Raw genomic sequence first — 21572 nt, forward strand, 5'->3', positions numbered from 1 at the left:
CGCCCGCTCGTAAAATTTTCTGTGAAAGTCACCATTACATCCTATGAGGGCAATCAACGGCTCGACCTTTGCTTCACAAGAAAAGCGTAAGCAAGCAATTTCGCAGTTGCGGCATTGTATTATACACTTGATTTTACTGATTAATTTTTGATTAATCTGATAATTTCAACCTTTCCTGGCTTCGCAGGTGCAAAAAATCGCGTGCGGGACAGGCGATTCAACCAGAGAGGATCCCTATGCAACGCTGGTCAGAAAAAGCGCTCGACATTTCTACTGTATCGTTACAGATTGTCTGGCTCAGGGAGGAGAGCTTTTCCGCAGCGGCGTACTTACAGCGCGGCGAAAAGCCTCTATAAGGCGAAGCAAATCGCGCGAGGCGGGCCTAGAGGGATGGAAAACAACGGAAATTTCGGCGGAGCGGCATCCGGTTCCGTTCCGCGCGAGCGACCGACATTGAAGACGATCGCCTTCATGACGGGCCTTGGCGTGACCACCGTATCGCGGGCACTGAAAGATGCACCGGATATTGGCGCGGAAACCAAGGAACGCGTGCGCATGGTCGCCCGTCAGCTCGGCTACCAGCCGAACCGGGCCGGCGTGCGCCTGAGAACCGGCAAGACCAATGTCATCGCCCTCGTGCTCAGCATCGACGAGGAGATCATGGGCTTTTCCAGCCAGATGGTCTTCGGCATTTCAGAGGTGCTGACCGGCACCCCCTACCATATCGTCGTCACCCCGCATTCGCACAGCAAGGATCCCATGCTGCCGGTGCGCTATATCCTCGACACCGGCTCGGCGGACGGCGTCATCATCTCGCGCGTCGAGCCTGACGATCCACGCGTGCGCCTGCTCGCCGAAAGCGGCATGCCCTTTACCACCCATGGCCGCACCGATGCCGGCCTCGTCCACCCCTATCACGACTTCGACAACGAGGCTTATGCTCATCAGGCAGTCGAGAAGCTGGTCAAGCGCGGCCGCAAGCGCATCGCCCTGCTCCAGCCGCCGAGCAAGCTCACCTACTACACGCATACCCGCATAGGCTTTCAGACCGGCCTGCACGATTACGGCGCCGAGGAAGTGCCGCTGCGTGTCAACATCGACGCCCCGCTCGCCGAAATCCGCAACGCCGTGGAGCAGCTGATGCGCTCCCCCGGCGCCCCCGATGGGATTGTCTCGTCGGCCGGCAGCGCCACCATCGCCGTCAACGCCGGCATCGAAGCCGCCGGCAAACGCCTCGGCCACGACGTCGACCTCGTCTCCAAGCAATCCGCCTCTATCCTCAACTGGATCCGCCCGGAGATCATCACCGCCCACGAAGACGTCCGCCACGCCGGGCGCGAGATGGCCAAGCAGGTGATTGCGCGCATCGATGGCGTGGACGCCGAACTGCTGCAGAGCATCAGCAAGCCGGAATGGCCGGACGGACGGTAGAACGGCTGGTCACTTGTCGCGGCTAAGGTTTTTCCAGGCCGGCGTAAGGCGACCGGCTGCCCGGGCCGTCCCATGCCGGAACCCAGAGTCTTACTTGCCTACCGCGCGTTCTCCAGATCCGCCCGCGTAAACATTGGAAATACCCCAAGCTCGGGCACGCCATCGATGCGCGCGGCGCCCTCGCCGCGCCAGATCGCGCAGACGACACCAAGCACTTCTGCCTTCTCCCCGATCGCCAGCTGGTAGGCATCCTTCACCGCACCGCCAGTGCTGATGACATCCTCGATGAAGGTCACGCGCCGGCCAGCTACATTCTGCCCCTCGATCGCCCGGCAGGTGCCATAGGTCTTGGCCTCCTTGCGGATGAAGGCGGCGGGCAGGCCGGTTTCCAGCGAGATCGCGGTCGCGAGCGGCACGCCGCCGAGTTCCAGCCCGGCGATGATTTCGGTATCGGCGGGCAGAAGGGCTGCCATTGCCTGCGCCAGCGGCTTCAGGAGAGCCGGCGTGCCTTCGAAACGGTATTTGTCGAAATAGCGGTGCGATACCTGGCCGGAGCGGAGCACGAATTCGCCCTCCAGCGTGGCGATGTCGGCGATCTGACGTGCGAGAGCCGCGTGGTCGATGGATTCCCTGATCATTTTATCCCCTGCCAAAAAAATAAGTCCGGACGGCGCTTGCTCGCCTTAAGCCATAAGATCCCGGCCCTGCCCTTTCAGAATAGGCAGCGCGCGGCAAGAGACGAGATACAAAAAGCCGTTCAGCCCCCGCACTTGTGCTGCGCATCGGGCAGTATCCAGCTTTCTTTCGTCCTGCCATTGGTGACGAGGAAAAGCCGGCCATTCTCATCCGGCTCGCAGTCGCGATCGATCTCTACCAGGCATTGGGTGACCGGATCGTCGGGCTTGGAGCGGATCAGCATCTCCTCGCGGTTATACGAGACCTGGTAGCCGTCATTGGCATAATCGATGCCCGTGCCATTGCCAAAATCCTCATCGGTCACGGGTGCGTCGCCACTCTCGACGCGCGGATGCACCGCCAGGATCGTGGTTGCAGCGCATTGCCCGGCCTTTGTCGGGATGTCCGAAGTCCCGGGCTGCTTGCCGCCCGTCAGCGACTTCGCGGAGATGCCCTGCATGAAGCTGCTCTTGTCCGGTGATATCTCCCAGAGAATGGCGAGATAGGCGCTGAGGATACAGGCCCGGTCGTTACCGCAATCACGCCGGTCGGCCAGGAAATTGCGGGCCGAGTGGACGACATCATCCTCATCGGGAGCTGTCTTCCGTGCCGCGCCATAGCGGGCATTGAAGACATCGTCGAGGTGGGAAAGCTGAGTATCGCCGCAGACGATCTTTTCGTCGGCGCTGGCTGCCTTGGCGCAATTGAAGCCCGCGGCTTCTGCTGATGCGGTGAAGAGGAGGCCGAGGCAGAAGGTAATGAGAAAGGTGGAAATCGGTCGCATGATGGTCCCCTCTGTCCGGCGGGTCGGCCTCAACCTAAATGCGGCGGCGAGCTTGTGCGAGTGTTGTGCAGCGTCGTTCCAATGTCTGGCGGGGGTATTCCACGTCACAACGTGAACTGCGGCGTACCGGATATACCTCCGCAGCTCTGTTCCAATCGGCGCGCCAGCCTCACTTCACCTGATTGAAAACCGCCTCGATACGATATCCATCGGGATCGACGACAAATGCAGCAAAGTAATTCGGCCCGTAATGCTGCCGGAGCCCCGGCGCACCGTTATCGACGCCACCCTGGGAAAGCGCTGCGGCATGGAAATCAATGACCGACCGCTGATCCGGCGCGGCAAAGGCCAGATGAAAGCCCGCACCCGGCGCACCCTGCCCCGCCTCGAGCGATTTGATCGCCAGCTTGTCGCCGCCGCCGGGCACACCATAGCCGACGGCCTGTCCGGCCTCGCCGGGGCGCAGATCCTCCCAGACCCTGACATAGCCAAGCGCGCCGAGGGCAGCATCATAGAACCGCGCGGCTCGTTCGATATCGGCCACCCCGAAAGATGCATGGTGGAGCATATTATGGACCTCCCGATTGCAATCAGCCGCTTCGCGGCAGGCTAACAAAAAGCCCGGCACAATGGCCGGGCTTTCAACTCTGTTTTCGCAAACCTCAGAAGGTCGATGCACCACTGCCCCAGGGGCCGTGGTGGAAGTCCTTGCCGTCGAGGCGGTCGAAGCCGTGGGCGCCGAAGAAGTCGCGCTGCGCCTGGATCAGGTTGGCAGTGCCGCGGCCCTGGCGATAGGCGTCGAAATAGCTGAGCGCCGAGACCAGCGCCGGAACCGGCAGGCCGGCAGTCAGTGCCGCAGTGACGACGCGGCGCAGTGCCGGGATCGATTCCTTGACCATGGCCGAGAAGGCCGGCGTGACGATGAGGTTCGCCGCGTCAGGCGCATCGGTGAAGGCCTTGGTGATCTCGTCGAGGAACTGCGAACGGATGATGCAGCCGGCGCGCCAGATACGGGCGATGACAGGCATCGGCAGCGACCAGTTGAACTCCTTGGAAGCTTCCGCCATCACCGCAAAGCCCTGCGCATAGGCGCCGATCTTGCCGGCAAACAGCGCCAGTTCCAGATCCTTGTTGAACTCGGGGCCGTAGGCGACCGGGAAGGCAGCACCGAGATCGCCGAAGATCTTCTGGGCGGCTTCGCGCTGGTCCTTCATCGAGGACAGGCTGCGGGCCGCAACGGCGGCTTCGATACCGGTTGCCGGAATGCCCATGTTCTGCGCTTCGATCGCCGACCACTTGCCGGTGCCCTTCTGGCCGGCCTTGTCGAGGATCATGTCAACCATCGGCGTCTTGGAGATCGGGTCGGTGGCGGCCAGAACCTTCTCGGAGATTTCGATCAGGTAGGAGTTCAGGCGGCCCTTGTTCCATTCGCCGAAGATGCTGGAGATTTCCGATGCGCTCTTGCCGAGGCCGTCGCGCAGGATGCCGTAGATTTCGGCGATCATCTGCATGTCGGCATATTCGATGCCGTTATGGATCGTCTTGACGAAATGGCCCGCGCCGTCATTGCCGAGCCAGGCAACGCACGGATCGCCATTATACTTGGCGGCAATCGAGGTCAGAACCTTCTCGACACGCTTCCAGGACTCTTCCTTGCCGCCGACCATGATCGACGGACCGTGGCGGGCACCTTCCTCACCGCCCGAAACGCCCATACCGATGAAGGTCAGGCCGGTATCTTTCAGGCGGTCGAAGCGGGCAACCGTATCGCGGAAATTGGCGTTGCCGGCATCGATCATGATGTCGTTCTTTTCCAGATGCGGGCGCAGCGCCTCCATCTGCTGATCGACAGGCTCGCCGGCCTTGATCATGATGATGATCGGACGCGGCGGGCGGATCGCCTCGACGAACTCCTCGATCGTCTTGCAAGGAATGATCTGCTTCTTCAGATCACCGGCGCTTTCGTAGAATTCGTCCGTTTTTTCAGGCGTGCGGTTGAAAACCGCGATCTTGTTGCCCTTTTCCGCAATGTTGAGAGCCAGGTTGGACCCCATGACGGCAAGGCCGATCAGTCCGATTTCTGCCTTTTCCACGACAAACCTCCGATGAGTGAAATGGTGCGATGTTGTGGCACTCTCTCGGTCAAACGGCAAGGTCGAAGACGGCGATTCGGGTCGAAAAAAGGCTGTCGGAACAGGCTTTTCGAATGATCGGGGAAGCACCATATGCATGGGTTTGGGAGGCTGAAATGACTGTTGCTGCAAGGCAAGTCGATATCGGGCCGCTGCTCGCAAAGAGCGCCGGGCGCTACCGCGAATATGCGCCCTCGCCTGCCCTTGCGCCGCATTTCCGCTGCCTCTGGTCGCACGAGATTCGAACCGCAGGCCCGATCGCCATTGTGCCCGATGGTTATTGCGACCTGCTTTTCGCGAATGGCCGCCTCTTCGCTGTCGGGCCGGACCGCACCGCCGCCTTCCCGCCGATGGCGCCGGGCATGCGCATTATCGGCGCGCGTTTTGCACCAGGCGCCGGCGCCGCATGGCTGAAGCTGCCCCTGTCGGAGATCACCGGCCTCTCCATTCCCCTCAGCGATCTCGCGCCCAAAAAGGCTGCCCTCATCGAACCACGCCTTTCCGACTGTCCGGATGGCGCTGCCGCCCTCTCGCTCTTCGCCACGCTCTTGAGCGAACTGGCAGGGGAAGAAGCGGAGCCGGACCCCGAGGCGCGCCTGATCTTTACCGCCGCCGACCATGGGCCCGGCCGTATCGGCGAGCTGCAGCAGAGGCTCGATATCGGCGAACGGCAATTGCGCCGCCGCGCCCACCACCATTTCGGCTACGGCATCAAGACGCTGGAACGCGTCCGTCGGCTGCAGCGTTTCATGGCCTTGTGCCGCGCAAGCGAGACCCTGTCCCTGGCCGCCCTCGCCCTCGAAGCCGGCTTTTCCGACCAGGCGCATATGACCCGCGAGATCGGCGACCTGACGACACTGACGCCATCAGCCATGCTGGCTCAATTGACGGCCCGATGACCGTTTTGTTCAAGACGGTCCGTGCCGGCCTGCTAGTCTGACGCAAAGCAAGAGGACAGACCGATGAACACAATGCCCGCACGCATCGTCCACATCACGATCAAAAGAGACTGGCGCGATGTCTATGATTTCGCCGGCAGGCCGGAGAACATGCCGCTCTGGGCCTCCGGCCTTGCGAGCGGCCTGGAACCCGATGGCGAGGACTGGATCGCCCACGGACCGCTCGGCAGCGTCCGGGTGAGCTTCGTGCCACCGAACGAATTCGGCGTCATCGACCATACCGTCACCATCGAATCCGGCCTGCGCGTCTATAACGCGCTGCGCATCGTGCCGAATGGCGACGGCTGCGAGGTGATGTTCACGCTGCTGCGCCTGCCGGGCATGACCGACGAACAATTCGCAGCCGACGCCGCCCATATCCAGAAGGATCTGGCGTCCCTGAAATCGATGATGGAGAAGTTAGATGGCTGAGAACGATGCTCGAAATGACCGCCGCATCGACTATGTCGAGTTCAACGTGAAAGATATCGGCGCTTCAAAAGCCTTTTACGGTGCGGCCTTCGGCTGGCGCTTCACCGATTACGGCGAGAACTATTGCGAGTTCGACGACGGAAGATTGAAAGGCGGCTTTACCAATCTCGGCCCGGTGCGAGCCGCAGGCGGCCCGCTCGTCATTCTCTATGCCGAGAAGCTGGAAGACGTGCTGGCAAGCGTCGAAAAGGCCGGCGGCACCATAGCAAAACCGATCACGCCCTTCCCCGGCGGCCGACGCTTTCATTTTCTCGACAAGGACGGCTACGAACTCGCCGTCTGGAGCAAGGATTAAACGTCCGCGGATACGGGGCCGTTCATATTCTGGATGGTGATCAGCGCGCCGATCACCTTCCTCGCAGCATCATGCAGCGGCAACATGCGGCAGCGGCTGCGCCGCGCCGAGCGCTCGTAGATGTAGTCGACCGTCGCGCCGTCGAAGCAGGCGTCGAGCTTTTCCTTCACCTCGCCGGCAAAGCGTTCTTCGCCGATGAATTCGAGGATATGCCGGCCGATGAGCTGCATGGCATTCTTGCCGAGATGGGCACAGTTGACGGGATTGGAATAGAGGTAGCGGTAGTCCTTCGTCAGCACCGCCACGCGGTCCGGCAGCGTTTGCAGGATCGCCGCATTGAGGAACTGGCCATTGTCCGTGTCGGGAACATAGGCGGGCGGCGGCCTGAGTTTCATTTCCACCGGCAACGGCACCCGCCAGTCCGGCGCATGGGCGCCAAAATAGCGATCAAGCAGATAGGAGAGCACGGCGGCATATTGCGTCACGAAAGCACCGTCATCGGCGTCTTGAGCGATGAGGTAGCTTACAAACTGAAGTTGCATATAGACTTCGATGAGATTGGATGCCCTGCATGCGAGGATCGCCTCGACAAGCGGCTGGATATCACGGTCGAGCGCCTCCACGCGCCCATCATCCCCTAGCCTTATCGCTTCCTCGATCTGTGCGCAGCGCAAGGAAAAGGCCCTGAACAACTCAAGCAAGATACCCCCAATATCCATTTCCTGAGAAACGTTCCGAACACCGGTCGAGGCCTATGCTTCATGCAAGATTACGCCTTACGGTAGGCACTTTACGCGCCCTAGTAGAGACGCGTAACATGAACCGTGCTCATTTTCAACTGACGCAAACCTGTCGCTTTTCACCGATTATAAATCGGGAGCAAAAACTTACAGGCAGAATCTTACAGGCTGACGGAACGTTTGATATCCCACCGGTCGTGATACCACAGCCACTGGGCCGGATATTCGCGTACCCAGCTTTCCACCTTGTCATTCATCATCTGCGCCGTGGCGGGAAGGTCCAGATTGCCCTTCTCGTCGCGCGGCATCTCCATCTTCGGCTCGATTTCAAGCCGGTAGCGATTGCCCGGAAGACGGATGCAGCGGGCCGGATAGACCTCGCAATTGAACTGGCGCACCAGTTTCGGCAGCAGCGGATTGGTCTTGGTTTCCAGGCCGAAGAACGTCGTCTTCAACCCGCGGCTGAATTTCTGGTCGACGAGCACCCCAACGCCCTGCCCTGCCTCGAGCTGACGGGCAAGCGCAAAGGAAGAGCCGGCATGCGAAGGCACCAGCTTACCCATGCGGCCGCTGCGGAAATCAAACACCTTCTGCGCCACATAAGGATTGTTCGGCGGGCGAAAGAGCACGGTCACACTGAGACCGAAAGCGTTACCGGCGACCGGCAAGAGCTCGAAATTGCCGGTATGGCCGGTAAAGACGATGAAGGGACGCGGATTGTCGCGCAGTTCCAGGAAGATCGGAATGCCCGAGACTTCCACTCTGCCCGGCTTGTCGCTCGTTGGATCGAAATCGAATAGCTGGTCGAGAAAAACATATTCGGCCGCGAGCCGGCCCATATTGCCCCAGCTTTCGAGCGCGATCTCTTCCAGCTCGGCATCGCTCTTTTCCGGGAAGGCCCGGCGCAGATTGTAGAGCATCAGCTTGTGGCGCTTCAGCCGCTTGCCGACCCGGCGCGTCAGCCAATCGGCAAAGCGCATGGCGCCGTCAGCCGGGAAAAGCTTGAGGAAGTTCAGGAAGCCGAACATCAGCTGCGCCACCAGCCATTGCTGGAAGTGCCGCAGCGCCAGAACGATCCTCGTGATGAAAAGCTTCACGCGGATCAGTCCATCTTCAGGATGATCTTGCCGAAGATCTGGCGGCCTTCCATGCGCTCCAGCGCGCGGTCGATATCGTCGAAGCTGACTTCGGTATCGATGACGGGATGGACGAGGCCGCGCCCCATCTTCTGCATGGCATCGGCCATGTTTTCCATGCGGCAACCGAAGGATCCCAAGAGCTTAAGCTGCTGCTGGAAGAGCATCATCAGGTTCATTTCGGTCGAAACACCCGAGGTCGAGCCGCAGGTGACGAGACGCCCGCCGCGCTTCATGCAGAGCATGGAGCCCGCCCAGGTATCCTTGCCCACATGTTCGAAGACGACATCGACGCCCTTCTTCTTGGTGAGCTTGCGCACAACGCCTTCGAAACGGTCGGTGCGGTAATTGATGACGTGATCGGCGCCGAGCGCCTTCGCCTTCTCGATCTTGTCGTCCGAGCCGACTGTCGTGATCACAGTGCAGCCGATCTTCTTGGCAAGCTGGATCGCCGCCGTGCCGATGCCGGAGCCGCCGGCATGAACGAGGATCGTCTCGCCGGGCTCGAGCTTGGCATTGTCGAAGAGCATATGCTCGACCGTGCCGAAGGTGACGGGTGCAAGGGCTGCGCCGATCGCATCGACGCCGGGAGGTGCGGGAACCAGCAGACGCGCCGGCAGGTTCACCTTCTCCTGCGCAAAGCCATCGAGATGGAAGCCGTGCACGCCGGAGACATGTTCGCAGAGATTGTCACGGCCTTCGCGGCACGGACGGCAGAGGCCGCAGGTGCGCGCGCCGTAGATCGACACGAGCTGGCCCGGCAGAACGTTTGCAACGCCGGGACCGATCGCTTCTACCACGCCGGAGGCTTCCGCGCCGATGACGAGCGGCATCTTGCGTTTGGCAAAAGCCATGCCGCGCCAGCCCCAGACATCGATATGGTTCAGCGCAACTGCCTTGACGCGCAGCGTCACTTCGCCGGCGGAAGGTGCATCCGGTTCCGGCAGGTCGGTGATCTCAAGCTTGCGGTCATCGATCAGTTGCAAAGCGCGCATGGCAAAACCTCTCGCCTCTGGGGCGTTTTTTTATCGGTTGATTTGTCGGGAACCGCTTATGCCGGTTCGAGCGCCATGACAAGGCTTGCGTTCTGTCCGCCGAAGCCGAAAGAGTTGGAAAGCACGGCCGAAACCTGGGCTTCCCGCTTCTTGTTCGGCACGACATCGAGAACGATCGACGGATCCGGATTGTTGTAGTTGATCGTCGGCGGCAGCGTGCCGGATAGCATCGTCTGCAGCGAGAACACCGCCTCGACCGCTCCTGCCGCCGTCAGCGTGTGTCCGATCATCGATTTGTTCGAGGATACCGGAATGCCGACCAGCCTTTCGCCGAAGACGGCGGACATAGAGCCATATTCCATCTTGTCGTTTTCGGGCGTCGAAGTGCCGTGCGCATTGATATAGCCGATATCGTTCTCGCTCATGCCGGCATCGGCGAGCGCTGCGCGGATCGTGGCAATCGCCGGACCGCCATCGGGCGAAGAGCGCGTGCGGTGGAAGCTGTCGGCCTTGTCGCCGGCACCCTTCATGATGCCGAGCACCCTGGCGCCGCGTGCGATGGCGGATTCAAGCGATTCCAGCACCAGCGTCGCCGCACCCTCGGCAATGACGAAGCCGTCGCGATCCTTGCTGAAGGGCTTGGAGGCCTTGGTCGGCGGATCGTTCTGCGTGGAAAGGGCCGAAAGCAGCGAGAAGCGGATCAGCGCTTCCGCACTCAGCGAACCGTCGGTCGCAACCGTCAGCGCGCGCTCCGTGCGGCCCTGGCGGATCGCCTCGATACCGAGCTGGATCGCCGTCACGCCCGATGCACAGGCCGTCGACAGCGTCACCGGCAGGCCACGCGTGCCGAAGCGGTCCGACAGGCGCTCGGAGATCGCGCCGAACAGCGCTGCCTCATGGAAGGCCGGATCGGGACGCTGACGCATGGCGGCTAAAAACCGCTCATAGGCATCGCCGGGATGATCGGCGGCCGGCGAACGGTCGGCAAGCTCGAAACGGGCGCTCCATTCCGGCTCGATCGGCGGCGCTGCCAGGAACAGCGGACCGTTGAAATCGCCGGAAAGACCGGCATCGGCCAGCGCTTCGATCGTCGTCTCGCGCGCAAAGGCATAGGAGCGCTCGACGGCGTTCGGCACCGGGATGCCTATGAAATCGACCGTTCCGGCAATGCGTGTCGAAAGACCGTCGGTCGGGAAGCGGGTGATATCGTGAATGCCCGACGTGCCTGACGAAAGGGCTGCCCAATTGTCCTTCAAACCCTGGCCGAGCGAAGTGATGATGCCCATGCCGGTGACCGCGACGATCGGACGGCCGAGATGATCCTTATAAGCGGATGCTGTCATTTCAGTCACTCCTCACGCTTCTGCCGAGAGAACGGCGACGCCTTCGCCGCGCTGATGTCCAACTGTCGTCACGACGGCAGCCTTCGTAGCTAATTTCATCGGTGCCTCGTGCGCGGCATCGAAAGGCGGAACCTTGGCCTTGGCATCGATGGCAAGCGCTGCGAGTCCCAGACCGAGCGTGAACTGCGCCTCGAGCGTGTGACCGGAAACGCCGCCGAAGCCGCGGATCGCGGCGCCCGGAAGCTGATGCTCGAGCACTGCCTTTTCGCGGGCAGCAAGCTCATGCATGCCGGTCGAGCCGGAGAAAACCGCCGTGCTCTCGGCCGGCAGATCAGCGGCAGGCTTCAGCAGCCGCTCCATGCGCACTTCGAAATTGCCCCCGGCGCGATTGCCGCGATCGCCTTCGACGGCACCAATCGTTGCATAGATATGCGCGCCGCGCTCTTCTGCATGTTTGCGCGATTCCAGCACCAGGAAGGCACCGGCGGAACCCAGGATTATGCCACCGCCCTCAAGGCCGGTGCGCGACCAGAGCGGCGCCCAGTCGCCGCGCGTATTGGCGCCGATCGATTCGGTCAGCAGGATCATGTCCTGACGCTCGGCAGCAAAGGCGGCGCCGACGAGCGCATGGGTGGATTCGCCCGACTTGATGCGCCAGAAGGCCGTCTCGACGGCGGAAACACCGGACGCTTCTTCACCCATGAAGGTGCGCGAGGAGCCGGTGACCTTGTGAACGATGGAAATATTGCCTGCCAGCAGGTTGGAAAGCTGCGCCAGGAACAGCGTCGGGCGCAGCTCCGTCGTCAGCTTCTCGTTGAGCAGCAGCTCGCGGTCGTTGCGCTTCAGGCCCTCGTCGACGATCAGCGTATCGACATTGATGTCGCGTTCGCCGCCGCCGGCCGCAACGATCATGTCCATCGTGCCGCAGGCTTCGAGATCATCCTTGAAGCCGGCATCGTCAAGCGCCAGACCGGCCGCAAAAACGCCGATGCGCTGCCAGTTTTCCATCTGGCGCTGGTCGCCGCGCTTGGCGATCTGCTGCGACCAGTCGATCTCAGGCAGCGGATGGACCGGATAAGGCTTGAACTTCTCGGTTTCGACAATGGTCGCGGGCGTGGCATCGGCCGTCAGCAGCGCAATATGCGCATCCTTGCCGACGCCCTGACAGGTTACGATGCCGACACCGGTGATGACGACGTCATTGGCGGCCTTGCTCATCTATTCACTCCCCTGGGCTTTCGCCCGCTGCGCAGCGATGGCGTCCATCAGGCCCACTTCGCCGGCACGTTTCTTGACGATATCACCGAGCGGAATTTCGCTGAACGGCATGGTGCGCAGCTTGAGCTGCGCGTCGCAGACCTTCTTGCCGCCGCTGGTGATCTTTGCCTTGGTGACGGCAAAACCGGAGCCGTCATGTTCGAGGAAGGCCTCGATATCGAGCACCGCTTCCGGCTCGACGAAGGTGCGCATCTTGGCGCCATCGACCGACATCAGGAAGGGCATGGACGTAAAATCGGTGGCGGCAAGCACCAGCATGCCGGAAGCCTGCGCCATGGTTTCGATGAGAAGCACACCGGGAACGAGCGGCATGCCCGGGAAATGCCCTTCGAAAACGGGGCTCTTGGCCGGCACGACCGAGCGCGCAACGAGCGTGCGCTTCTCAAGGTCCACCGCCTCGACGCGGTCAATCATCTGGAAATATTCCAGCAGCATCAGACTTCTCCGGCGCGACGCGCAAAAGCCCGTCGGAAGGCCTACTTAGGAACAAAATCGCCCGGCCGCCATATCAATGGCGGCAGGGCGTGAAAAAAACCTGATGACGTGGCGTCAAGCCTTGGCGGCGCGCAGCTCGTCGATCTTGGCACAGAGGTTCTTCAGCACGAAGTATTCTTCGGTGGAAACCTTGCCTTCATTGACTTCCTGCGTCCACTTCTCGAGCGGAATCTTGATGCCGAATTCCTTGTCGATGGCGAAAACGATATCGAGGAAGTCGAGGCTGTCGATACCGAGGTCGTCGATCGTGTGGCTCTCCGGCGTGATCGTTGCGCGGTCGATCTCGCTGGTTTCAGCAATGATGTCGGCAACTTTATCGAATGTAGCGGTCACTCGCTCTACCTCTTGGGAAATGAAGATTCCCCTCCTCATAGGCAAATCCATTTCAAAAGCCAATGCTTTCGTCCCGGTTGCAAGCCAATTTGACGAACAGGTGTTGCTTAAACAGCAATGGAATGGCGCCCTTTGCCCTCGGTGAGATAGGCATCGAACCATGAAGCGACCACCCGGCTAAGGACTTTTCCGCTCTCCGTGATGCAAAAACAGTCCGTCTCGACGGCACAAAGACCGTCCTGATCCATGGCTGCAACGCGCCGCGCCTGCGATATCAGCGGCTCGGCCGCAGCACCGAATTTCTGCCTGAGATCACGGAAGGAAAAACGGAAATCACACATCAGCCGCTCAATCACATGGCCCCGCAGCCGGTCATCGTCGGAAAGCGCAATGCCGCGCACCACGGCAAGCCCGCCGGCGTCGGCCATGCGCTGATACTCGCCCGTCGCGGGTATGTTCTGCACGTAACCCTGCGGCAATCGCCCGATCGAGGATGCGCCGAGCCCGATCAATACCGGCGCCTCATCCTCCGTATAACCCTGAAAATTGCGGTGCAGGCGCCCCTCCCGGGCTGCAACCGCCAGCCCGTCGTCAATCTTGGCGAAATGGTCGATGCCGACGGGCTGGTAGCCTGCCGCGCGCAGCATTGCGGCCGCATGCGACATCTGCCGGAAGCGTTCGGCCGCATCGGGCAAAGTCTCCTCTGCGATCATCGTCTGGTGCTTCTTCATCCACGGTACATGGGCATAGCCGAAGAGCGCGATACGGTCGGGGTCGAGTGTCAGGATATCGGATACTGTGCGCTCAAGGCTTTTGAGCGTCTGGTGCGGCAATCCGTAGAGCAGGTCGCAATTGACGGAGCGAACGCCCCTCGCCCGGACGGCATCGACGACATCCTTGGTCTGCTCGAATGTCTGCAGCCGATTGATCGCCTGCTGCACGACGGAATCGAAATCTTGCACGCCGAGGCTTGCCCGCGTCAGGCTGATCTCCGAGAGCGCCTCGTAGCGCGCCTCGTCGAGATCGTTCGGGTCCATCTCCACGCTGATGGAAGCATCCGCGTCGAACCGGAAGCGTGCCTTCAGATGGCCGACGAGGTCGATCATATCCTCTGGCTTCAGCATGGTGGGCGAGCCGCCGCCCAGATGCAGTGCTGTGATGCGCGCCTCGGGGATCAGTTGCGCCACCATGTCGATCTCGCACTTCAGCGAGCGCAGATAGGCGGCAATCGGCTCGTAGCGCAGCGTCTGCTTCGTATGGCAGGCGCAGAACCAGCAGAGCCGGTCGCAATAGGGAATATGCACGTAGAGCGAAACCGCGGTGCCGGGCGCAATCTCGTCCAGCCACAGCGCATATTCGCCGGCTCCTATACTTGCGTTCAATTGCGGCGCTGTCGGATAGCTCGTATAGCGCGGAACAGGGCCGGAATATTTCTTCAGCAGATCTGTTTTCAAGGCCGGAATTTCCTTCACGGATGTTCCCCTTCAAATAAACCTGCTGAAAAAGGAAACTTTGACATGGATCAAATCGGATCCGTGGCGGAATTGATAAAGATCAAGACGTAACCGCAAGAAATCGGGATAGATGACCAGCGGGCCAAGGCGTATCACCAACGCAGGCCGAATGGTCGGATCGGGGCATCGACATGGATATCGCGCGCAGTGAAGATCCAGACATAAGCATTCCCGCAGCGTGCCGCGTCTGCGAGGCACGCCACGGCGTCGTCTGCAGCGCGCTGACGACCGCACAGCTTCGCGAACTCTGCAAGCATTCGATGCGCCGCAAGATCGATGCAGGTAGCGAGATCGTCGCCCAAGGCGAGGAAGTTTCGTCCTATTCCAACATCATGAATGGCGTGGTGAAGCTCTGCAAAGTGATGCCCGATGGCCGCCAGCAGATCGTCGGCCTGCAATTCGCGCCCGATTTCATCGGTCGCCCCTTCCTGCCGGAAAGCACGCTGTCGGCCGAGGCGGCCACGCCGGCGGAAATCTGCGTCTTTCCCCGCAGCCTGCTCGATCGCATGATCACGGATACGCCGGAACTGCAGCATAATCTGCATGCCCACGCGCTGAAGGAGCTCGATGCTGCGCGGGAATGGATGCTGACACTCGGCCGCCGCACGGCCCAGGAAAAGGTCGCAAGCCTTCTCTATCTCATCGCCACGCATGCGGAACCGGAAACGACCTGCAGCACGGCTTTCGATCTGCCGCTCTCACGCGCCGAAATCGCCGATTTCCTGGGGCTGACGATCGAAACCGTCAGCCGCCAGATGACGAAGCTGCGCAAGCAGGGCGTCATCCGTATCGAAAACAACAGGCATATCACCGTTCCCGATATGGACGAGCTGGAGCGTCTCATCACTGCGTGATGTGATTACCGCGTGATGACCACGCGCGTATTGGCGAGACCGTTTTCCCGCGTCATCGAGAAGAACTCGGCCGCATTGGCAGGATCGAGGCGCACGCAGCCATGCGAGGCCGGTGTGCCGAGCCGCTTGCGCTCGAAGGTGGCGTGAACGGCATAACCGCCGTTGAAGAACACGGCGAACGGCATCGGCGCATTGTCGTATTTCTTCGAGCGGTGATCGCGCGACAGCCACTTGGCGCTCCACGAACCCGTCGGCGTGGAATAACCCTTGCGCGCGGTGGAAACCTTCCAGCGATACTTCACCCAACCATTCTCGGTAACGGTCATCGTCTGCTTGCTGAGGCTGACATTGGCAACCAGCGTTGCTGCCTCAGCCGCAACGGGAGAAAATTGCAATAACAATACTGCGGTCGCCGCCGCCAAAAACGTCTTCATGGTCGTCCCTCTATCGAACCTTTAAAGGCTTTTTTCTGCCTATCGAGGGAGAGACTACGACAATACTTCCTATTTTGCTTTAACTCGAATGGTAATCACATTTTTAACAAGGATGGCTATTTGGCGGCGCTCCGCCTTACTCCGGAAACCCGGCCTTGCGGTATCCATCGACGAAATGCGCCAGGGTCGCCGCGTCCCGGAAGGGTTCCGTCGCTGCCCAATGGCTGATCGAAAATTGCGGGTTTGCGACGAGGAAGAGTTCTGCTTCGCTGCGCGCTTCGTCCAGCCGGCCGAGCTGCGCAAGGCCTGCAGCCAGGAAACGGCGTGAACTCGTGCGATAGGTCTCGTCGCGCCGCAGCGTCTCGACGACGGCTTCATAGTTGCGGCAGGCATATTGCGCCTGACCGAGCGTCAGATAATACCAGCTGGCCGGAAACGGGTTCAGCCGGAAGGCCTTGCCGATCTGTTCGAGACCTTCGTCGATCCGCCCGGCGAGAACGGAAATGTCCGAGAGCGCCGCCCAGGTATCGGCCTCATTGGGGTCGAGTTCGATCGCCTTTTCGAATTCCGCATCCGCCTCCGTAAAACTCCGCTCATAGGCAAGGAGATACGCAAGCACCCAGCGGCAGCCGGCATCGTTGGCATCGAGCGCCACCGCCTTGCGCGCCAGTTCCAGCGCCCTGCCGCGATCGGCCTTGGTCGGACCGCCGCTATGCACCCATCCCATCCAGTGGTTCAGCGCAAGCCAGCGATGCGCCTCGGCATAATCAGGATCGAGCGCAATCGCCCGCGTCAGCATCAGCTGCGTTTCCCGCGCAGTTTGCGGCGCATCGTCCATCAGCGTGCGCGCCCGCACGCAGAGATCATAGGCCTCCAGATTCTTCGGCCGATTGCGTGGCCGCAGAGGGCGCAGCCTGCCAAGCAGCGCTTCGACGATCTTTGCGGTGACTTCGTCCTGAACGGCAAATATATCCTCAAGGCTGCGATCGAAACGCTCCGCCCATAGATGATCGCCGCTTTCGGCATCGACGAGCCGGGCATTGATGCGCACGCGCCCGGCGGCCCGTCTGGCGCTGCCGTCGAGCAGATAGCGCACGCCGAGTTCGCCTGCGATATCACGCACATCCATCGCCCTTCCCTTGTAGGCGAAGCTCGAATTGCGGGCGATGACGAAGAGATCGGAAGTCCGGGAAAGATCGGTGATCAGGTCTTCGGTCAGCCCATCCGCAAAACCTTCCTGCTCCGGATCGCCGCTGACGGTGACAAAGGGCAGAACGGCAAGCGAGGGTTTGTCCGGCAGCGCCAAATGCTTCCGCTTCTCGCCGCCAAGCTGTCTTATAGTGCCGGTGAAGCGGTAGCCGATGCGCGGAACCGTCGAGATCCATTCGCCGCCATCCGCGGCGGGCCCCAGCAGCTTGCGCAGCTGCGCGATCTGGACGGTGAGATTGCCCTCCTCGACCGCCGTGCCCGGCCAGGCCGCGTCCATCAGCTCGGTCTTGGCCAGGATTTCGCCGGGCCTCCCGACAAATGCGGCAAGCAGCCTTACCCCGCGATGCCCGACCGCAACGGGATCTTCATTCCGCAGAAGCGTTCCCGCCTCCGGATCAAGCACGAACGGACCAAAGGCAAAACGCGCTCCCTGCATGGCGCGCATCCTAGAGGCTTTCATGCCAGGTTGGAACCGCTCTTCCTGGTGCCGATGCTACGACAGCAGGCAGTGCTTCAGCCCTGCCTGACGATGGCGCCGATCGCGTTGACGAGCAGGCGCGATGCGGTGAGCGCTGACAGGCCGTCAATATCGGCCGGAGGATAAAGCTCCACGAGGTCGAAACCGGCGATGCGCGCCCGCCTGCCGAGCCCGGCAATCAGGTCGATCACCTGCGTATAGGTGAGCCCACCCGGGCTGCGCGCTGCTACTCCCGGCATGATGCCAGGATCAAGGCCATCGCAATCGAGAGTGACGACGACCCGCGCGCCCTCGGGAATATGCTGCAAGGCAGCTTCGACACCGCCGGCATGAACTTCGCGCGCCGTGACGAGACGGCTGCCATAGCTTAGTGCGGCTTCGATCTCGGTCGGCCGCGCACTGCCGACGCCACGCATGCCGACCTGGACGATGCCGGCGACATGCGGCATCTCGCTGACCCGTCGCATCGGGTTCGAATAGCCATGGCGCTCGCCATGAAGTTCGTCGCGCCAATCGATATGGGCATCGATCTGCAAGACCCAGACAGGCCCGTAATCCGCAAAGCCCGCAAGGAGGGGAATGGGCACGGAATCATCGCCGCCGAGCAGGATCGGCACGGCCGGCAATGCCAGGATCTCACGCGTCTTCGCCTCGATCCGTCCCCGGTTGCCGGCATTGTCATGCATGATGGTCTCGATGTCGCCGGCGTCCACGCAGGAGACCGGCCCGCCGCCAAAGAGCGGGCCGCCGAGATCGAAATCCCAGTGCTCGACGAGATCGGCATCCTCCCGGCTCGCGGCGCGGATGGCGGCGGCCGCGAGCGCATAGCCGCTGCTGTCCTTGCCGGGATAGGTACTGCCGTGCGCGGCCGAGAAGATCACCGCATGCGGCGTGCGGCCATCGGCGAAGTGATCGGGAAGACCAAGAAAGGAAGATGGGGCCGTCATGTCCTGATGTCCTGATGCGTCATGCCGATAGGCTCGTATCCGCTGCCAGGAAGTCTTCCAGCGATTTCAGCAGCGACGTCCATCCGTGTTTGCGGCCGTCTGCGCCGTCACTCGGAGGAATGACACACATCTGTTCGGTATATGTCATCCGGGTGCCGCCGCCGTGGTCTGCAAATATGACTGTGGCAAGCGACACCGTGTGAACTCTCCCATTCAGTGCCATCGAATAGGCAAAGACGATCCGTTCACGGTCCTTGATCTCGAAATACCGCGTTTCGTTGGTGTGCGTGCCCATATCCGAGACATGCGTGAGATGCTCGGCCCCGCCGGGCCAGAATTCCAGTTTGGTCATGCCGTGGCCGAACCATGCTTTCTTTTTCTCGATCAACGCCCAGGCGGACCAGACATGGTCGCGGCAATTCGGCAGGACGCGTTCAATCACTATCGTTTCGTGAACTTGTTCCGGACTCGTCATCTCATTGCTCCTGATTAAGAAACGTGGCCAGGCGATCGAAGCGATCCTCCAAGGCCCGGCGATGCGTGTGCACCCATGACTCGACCCAACCCAGTGCATCCGGCGAAAGACTGACGGTCCGAACCCTGCCCGATTTGACGGATGTTACAAGCTCGGCCTCTTCGAGAACCCGCAGGTGCTTGAGAAAGGAAGGGCGTGCGAGATCAAAAGGTTCGGACAGTTCGGAGACCGACGCTGGGCCCCTCACGAGCCTTTCGACGACCGCGAGCCGCGTCGGATCGGAGAGAGCGCCAAAGATACGGGGCAAGTCTGGTTGATACGTAGCCATATGGCTACCTAAGCATGGAGCGGCCTCGCTGTCAATATAGGTAGCCAAATGGCAACCTTTCGACGGTTTGGAATTTATTGAGAACTTTTTGGAAGCGCTTAATTACGGCGCCCGCCGCATCGTCCAGACTCCAGGCTCGTTCGAAGTCGAAGGTTGCGAACCTTCAATGCCAATGGAGGTAATCATGAGCGATTGCTGCACCCTTGCATGCGCCCCGCATCGCAGATCGTCGCGTCGGTATCAGGGTCCGTTCATCCCGGCAGGCGTGATCGCACGCTGGTTCCGGCAGATCCTCATCCGCCGGCAATGGAAACAAAGGTCGAAGATCAGCCCCGCTCTGCTCGACGATATCGGCCTGACGCCGCAACAGGCAGGGTTCGAGGCCGCCGGGTTCTTCTGGCACGTGTGAGGAATGTCGCGATGACGGACGATCGCCAGTTTTCGCTGGCAGCAACAATCGACGGGTCGGCAGCGACACCGCCGCAAGCTGCGCGCCTCCCGTGGGCCGCGATGACAGGCATCATCGCCACCGTCACGGTCTTCGCCATGGCGCAGGGCCTGACCTATCCGCTCCTGAGCTTCATCCTTGAGCGGCAGGATACACGATCCGGCCTGATCGGCCTGTCGGCAGCGATGACACCGACAGGCTTCATCGTCTCGGCCCCCTTCATTCCTGCCCTGTCGCGCCGATTCGGCGCCATCAGGCTTGCCATCCTCTGCTCGGTCCTCGCAGCCCTGAGCCTGATCGCCATTGCCGCGATCCAAGACGTCTGGGCCTGGATGCCGCTGCGCTTCCTGCTCGGCGTCTTCGCCAATCCGCTCTACGTCATCAGCGAAACCTGGCTGCTCGCCATCACGCCCGCCGCGCGCCGCGGCCGCATCCTGGGCCTCTATTCCTCGGTCGTATCAGGCGGATTCGCCCTCGGCCCGCTATCCCTCGGCCTTGCCGGCACGGAAGGCTGGCCACCCTTCCTGATCGGTATCGTGGCCTTCCTCCTCTGCGGCCTGATCGTTTTTGCCGTCGCAAGGCGCCTGCCCGCCATGCCCCAGGAGGGCGAAGCAACATCGGTCGCCGGTTTTTTCCGGCTTGCGCCGCTCCTGCTCCTTGCCGTTTTCGTCGCCGCCGGTTTCGAACAGGTTCTGCTCGCCCTTTTCACCGTCTATGGCGCCGCCCTCGGCAGCCCCGAGCAGCGCATCGCCGCGCTGATCACCTGCTTCATCGCAGGCAATGCGGCACTGCAGATTGTGCTCGGCCGCCTCGCCGAACTATCCGGCTCGCGCCGCACACTGCTCGCCTGCGTGCTGACTTCGCTCGCCGGCTGCCTGCTCTTGCCCGTGCTGTTCGACACATGGCTCGTCTGGCCGCTGTTTTTCGCCTGGGGCGGCGTCTCCTTCGGCATCTACACCCTGTCGCTGATCCAGCTCGGCGAGCGCTTCACCGGCCAGTCCCTGATCGCCGGCAACGCCGCCTTCGCCCTCGTCTGGGGCCTCGGCGGCATCGTAGGCTCGCCCGCAACGGGCATGGCGATGCAACTGGCAGGCCACCAAGGCCTGCCGCTGTCGCTCGGACTGCTCAGCTTGGCTCTTGCGGTACTGTTGATGGCGGAGAAACGCCGATACTGACTGCCGTGTTGATCCTACGCTACGCCGGTAAATCCAATCGGCTTTCCCACTCGGCGTCGAAGTTATCTCTCCAGCGGGATAAAACGCCATAGAAAAGGTCAGCGTCCAACCACACTTCCCTGATCGTACCAATCATGTCGTCGGCGACGTCGGTATTGTTGAAGGCAATAAGACGAACCCTGTTCTCCACGTCCAGATGGAGAACGACGCTCCCGTCATCAAACGCCTCGTCGCCATCAGGCGCCCATGTGATCGCGCTGGAGTGGACCACCTCAACAAACTTCTGATGCGACAGTCCAAAGTAATCAGTTCGCGGCGTGTCTCGGTAAATGACATCGAGATAAGCCTCCGCGATCTCCGCAGCGTTAATATCGCCCAGGACAGGAGCGCAATGTGTTCCGCAGCGCTGCAGACGGCTATTCACCTCCTCGAAGGAGCATCCAAGCATCGAAGCATCAGGTTCCTGCACACCAAATCTTCGTCCACAAACGTGAATGACAAAGAATCCAAGAGCGCGCTGCGAAATATTGGGAACGACTTTCGTGATCTCGCTTTCGATGGCAAATAGGCTGGCTTCTCCGACAATCACTGCGCCCATCTCCGGTGACATTACCCCGATATCATCTACGGGGCTTAAGCTAGT

Annotated in this window: 25 protein-coding genes; 7 read left to right on the plus strand and 18 right to left on the minus strand. The window is 61.2% G+C overall.

Translation table 11 applies throughout. From position 1 onward, the window contains the following. Positions 1–390 precede the first annotated feature (390 nt). Positions 391–1431 (plus strand): LacI family transcriptional regulator, encoded by a 1041-nt coding sequence (locus tag FHT93_RS06965; RefSeq protein ID WP_112546852.1) that lies wholly within the window; start codon positions 391–393, stop codon positions 1429–1431. Positions 1432–1529: 98 nt separating this feature from the next. Here the strand turns inward: FHT93_RS06965 and pyrE are convergent, their stop codons facing one another. The 4 genes from pyrE to gndA form a co-directional block, all read right to left on the minus strand. Further along, entirely contained in the window at positions 1530–2069 is a 540-nt protein-coding gene (gene pyrE / locus FHT93_RS06970; RefSeq protein ID WP_183846844.1) for an orotate phosphoribosyltransferase, read from the minus strand. A gap of 119 nt (positions 2070–2188) precedes the next feature. Further along, on the minus strand, positions 2189–2890 hold the full coding sequence (locus tag FHT93_RS06975) for a hypothetical protein (protein ID WP_183846846.1): 702 nt from the start codon (positions 2888–2890) through the stop codon (positions 2189–2191). Between the two features lie 169 nt (positions 2891–3059). After that, a complete protein-coding gene (locus tag FHT93_RS06980; protein WP_183846848.1) occupies positions 3060–3458 on the minus strand; it encodes a VOC family protein in 399 nt (132 codons plus the stop codon). A 94-nt stretch (positions 3459–3552) separates the two neighbouring features. After that, positions 3553–4983: an NADP-dependent phosphogluconate dehydrogenase gene (gene gndA, locus FHT93_RS06985; protein WP_183846850.1), complete on the minus strand. Its 1431-nt coding sequence runs from the start codon at positions 4981–4983 to the stop codon at positions 3553–3555. A 155-nt stretch (positions 4984–5138) separates the two neighbouring features. Here gndA and FHT93_RS06990 point away from each other — a divergent pair, with 155 nt between their 5' ends. The 3 genes from FHT93_RS06990 to FHT93_RS07000 all read left to right on the plus strand — a co-directional run bounded on the left by FHT93_RS06990 (position 5139) and on the right by FHT93_RS07000 (position 6747). Next, positions 5139–5921: a DUF6597 domain-containing transcriptional factor gene (locus tag FHT93_RS06990; RefSeq protein ID WP_183846852.1), complete on the plus strand. Its 783-nt coding sequence runs from the start codon at positions 5139–5141 to the stop codon at positions 5919–5921. Between the two features lie 63 nt (positions 5922–5984). Beyond that, positions 5985–6392 (plus strand): SRPBCC family protein, encoded by a 408-nt coding sequence (locus tag FHT93_RS06995; protein WP_112546846.1) that lies wholly within the window; start codon positions 5985–5987, stop codon positions 6390–6392. Further along, entirely contained in the window at positions 6385–6747 is a 363-nt protein-coding gene (locus tag FHT93_RS07000) for a VOC family protein (protein WP_112546845.1), read from the plus strand. The genes FHT93_RS06995 and FHT93_RS07000 overlap by 8 nt, the downstream gene beginning before the upstream one ends. Here the strand turns inward: FHT93_RS07000 and FHT93_RS07005 are convergent. From FHT93_RS07005 to hemN, 8 genes are all read right to left on the minus strand, one after another. Further along, positions 6744–7448 carry a PAS domain-containing protein gene (locus FHT93_RS07005; protein ID WP_183846854.1) on the minus strand — a complete coding sequence of 235 codons (705 nt, stop codon included), beginning with the start codon at positions 7446–7448 and terminating at the stop codon, positions 6744–6746. The two genes, FHT93_RS07000 and FHT93_RS07005, sit on opposite strands and share 4 nt — an antisense overlap. A 200-nt stretch (positions 7449–7648) precedes the next feature. Continuing rightward, positions 7649–8584 carry a lipid A biosynthesis lauroyl acyltransferase gene (locus FHT93_RS07010; protein ID WP_112546843.1) on the minus strand — a complete coding sequence of 312 codons (936 nt, stop codon included), beginning with the start codon at positions 8582–8584 and terminating at the stop codon, positions 7649–7651. Positions 8585–8589: 5 nt separating this feature from the next. After that, positions 8590–9618 carry a zinc-binding dehydrogenase gene (locus tag FHT93_RS07015; protein WP_113147391.1) on the minus strand — a complete coding sequence of 343 codons (1029 nt, stop codon included), beginning with the start codon at positions 9616–9618 and terminating at the stop codon, positions 8590–8592. Positions 9619–9674: 56 nt separating this feature from the next. After that, positions 9675–10961 (minus strand): beta-ketoacyl-ACP synthase, encoded by a 1287-nt coding sequence (locus FHT93_RS07020; RefSeq protein ID WP_112546841.1) that lies wholly within the window; start codon positions 10959–10961, stop codon positions 9675–9677. Positions 10962–10973: 12 nt separating this feature from the next. Beyond that, positions 10974–12179 (minus strand): beta-ketoacyl-ACP synthase, encoded by a 1206-nt coding sequence (locus tag FHT93_RS07025; protein ID WP_183846855.1) that lies wholly within the window; start codon positions 12177–12179, stop codon positions 10974–10976. Next, positions 12180–12674 carry a 3-hydroxyacyl-ACP dehydratase FabZ family protein gene (locus FHT93_RS07030; RefSeq protein ID WP_112546839.1) on the minus strand — a complete coding sequence of 165 codons (495 nt, stop codon included), beginning with the start codon at positions 12672–12674 and terminating at the stop codon, positions 12180–12182. Positions 12675–12788: 114 nt separating this feature from the next. After that, positions 12789–13106, minus strand: a complete 318-nt coding sequence (locus FHT93_RS07035) for an acyl carrier protein (protein WP_112546838.1) — start codon at positions 13104–13106, stop codon at positions 12789–12791. 68 nt (positions 13107–13174) lie between these two features. Continuing rightward, on the minus strand, positions 13175–14521 hold the full coding sequence (gene hemN / locus FHT93_RS07040; protein ID WP_183846857.1) for an oxygen-independent coproporphyrinogen III oxidase: 1347 nt from the start codon (positions 14519–14521) through the stop codon (positions 13175–13177). Positions 14522–14712: 191 nt separating this feature from the next. Here hemN and FHT93_RS07045 point away from each other — a divergent pair, with 191 nt between their 5' ends. Beyond that, positions 14713–15435, plus strand: a complete 723-nt coding sequence (locus tag FHT93_RS07045; RefSeq protein ID WP_183846859.1) for a Crp/Fnr family transcriptional regulator — start codon at positions 14713–14715, stop codon at positions 15433–15435. 5 nt (positions 15436–15440) lie between these two features. Here the strand turns inward: FHT93_RS07045 and FHT93_RS07050 are convergent, their stop codons facing one another. The 5 genes from FHT93_RS07050 to FHT93_RS07070 form a co-directional block, all read right to left on the minus strand. Beyond that, a complete protein-coding gene (locus tag FHT93_RS07050) occupies positions 15441–15869 on the minus strand; it encodes a L,D-transpeptidase (RefSeq protein WP_112969354.1) in 429 nt (142 codons plus the stop codon). A 136-nt stretch (positions 15870–16005) separates the two neighbouring features. Next, positions 16006–17514, minus strand: coding sequence for a winged helix-turn-helix domain-containing tetratricopeptide repeat protein (locus tag FHT93_RS07055; protein ID WP_183846861.1), 1509 nt, complete (start codon positions 17512–17514; stop codon positions 16006–16008). A 77-nt stretch (positions 17515–17591) separates the two neighbouring features. Next, positions 17592–18503, minus strand: coding sequence for an agmatinase (locus tag FHT93_RS07060; protein WP_113016682.1), 912 nt, complete (start codon positions 18501–18503; stop codon positions 17592–17594). Between the two features lie 19 nt (positions 18504–18522). After that, the gene (locus FHT93_RS07065; RefSeq protein ID WP_183846863.1) at positions 18523–18945 is read right to left on the minus strand and encodes an SRPBCC domain-containing protein; all 423 of its coding nucleotides are present in this window, start codon (positions 18943–18945) and stop codon (positions 18523–18525) included. Between the two features lie 34 nt (positions 18946–18979). Beyond that, a complete protein-coding gene (locus FHT93_RS07070; RefSeq protein ID WP_112969351.1) occupies positions 18980–19306 on the minus strand; it encodes a metalloregulator ArsR/SmtB family transcription factor in 327 nt (108 codons plus the stop codon). A 184-nt stretch (positions 19307–19490) separates the two neighbouring features. Between FHT93_RS07070 and FHT93_RS07075 the strand changes: the two genes are divergently transcribed. Together FHT93_RS07075 and FHT93_RS07080 are read left to right on the plus strand one after the other, a co-directional pair. After that, positions 19491–19715, plus strand: a complete 225-nt coding sequence (locus FHT93_RS07075) for a DUF1127 domain-containing protein (RefSeq protein WP_162728607.1) — start codon at positions 19491–19493, stop codon at positions 19713–19715. Between the two features lie 101 nt (positions 19716–19816). Beyond that, positions 19817–20929 carry an MFS transporter gene (locus tag FHT93_RS07080; RefSeq protein WP_246781589.1) on the plus strand — a complete coding sequence of 371 codons (1113 nt, stop codon included), beginning with the start codon at positions 19817–19819 and terminating at the stop codon, positions 20927–20929. A gap of 19 nt (positions 20930–20948) precedes the next feature. Here FHT93_RS07080 and FHT93_RS07085 read toward each other — a convergent pair whose 3' ends face one another. Then, positions 20949–21539, minus strand: a complete 591-nt coding sequence (locus FHT93_RS07085; protein ID WP_113016678.1) for an Imm42 family immunity protein — start codon at positions 21537–21539, stop codon at positions 20949–20951. Positions 21540–21572 lie beyond the last annotated feature (33 nt).

It is taken from the genome of Rhizobium sp. BK379 (genome assembly GCF_014193955.1).
Lineage (GTDB): Bacteria > Pseudomonadota > Alphaproteobacteria > Rhizobiales > Rhizobiaceae > Rhizobium.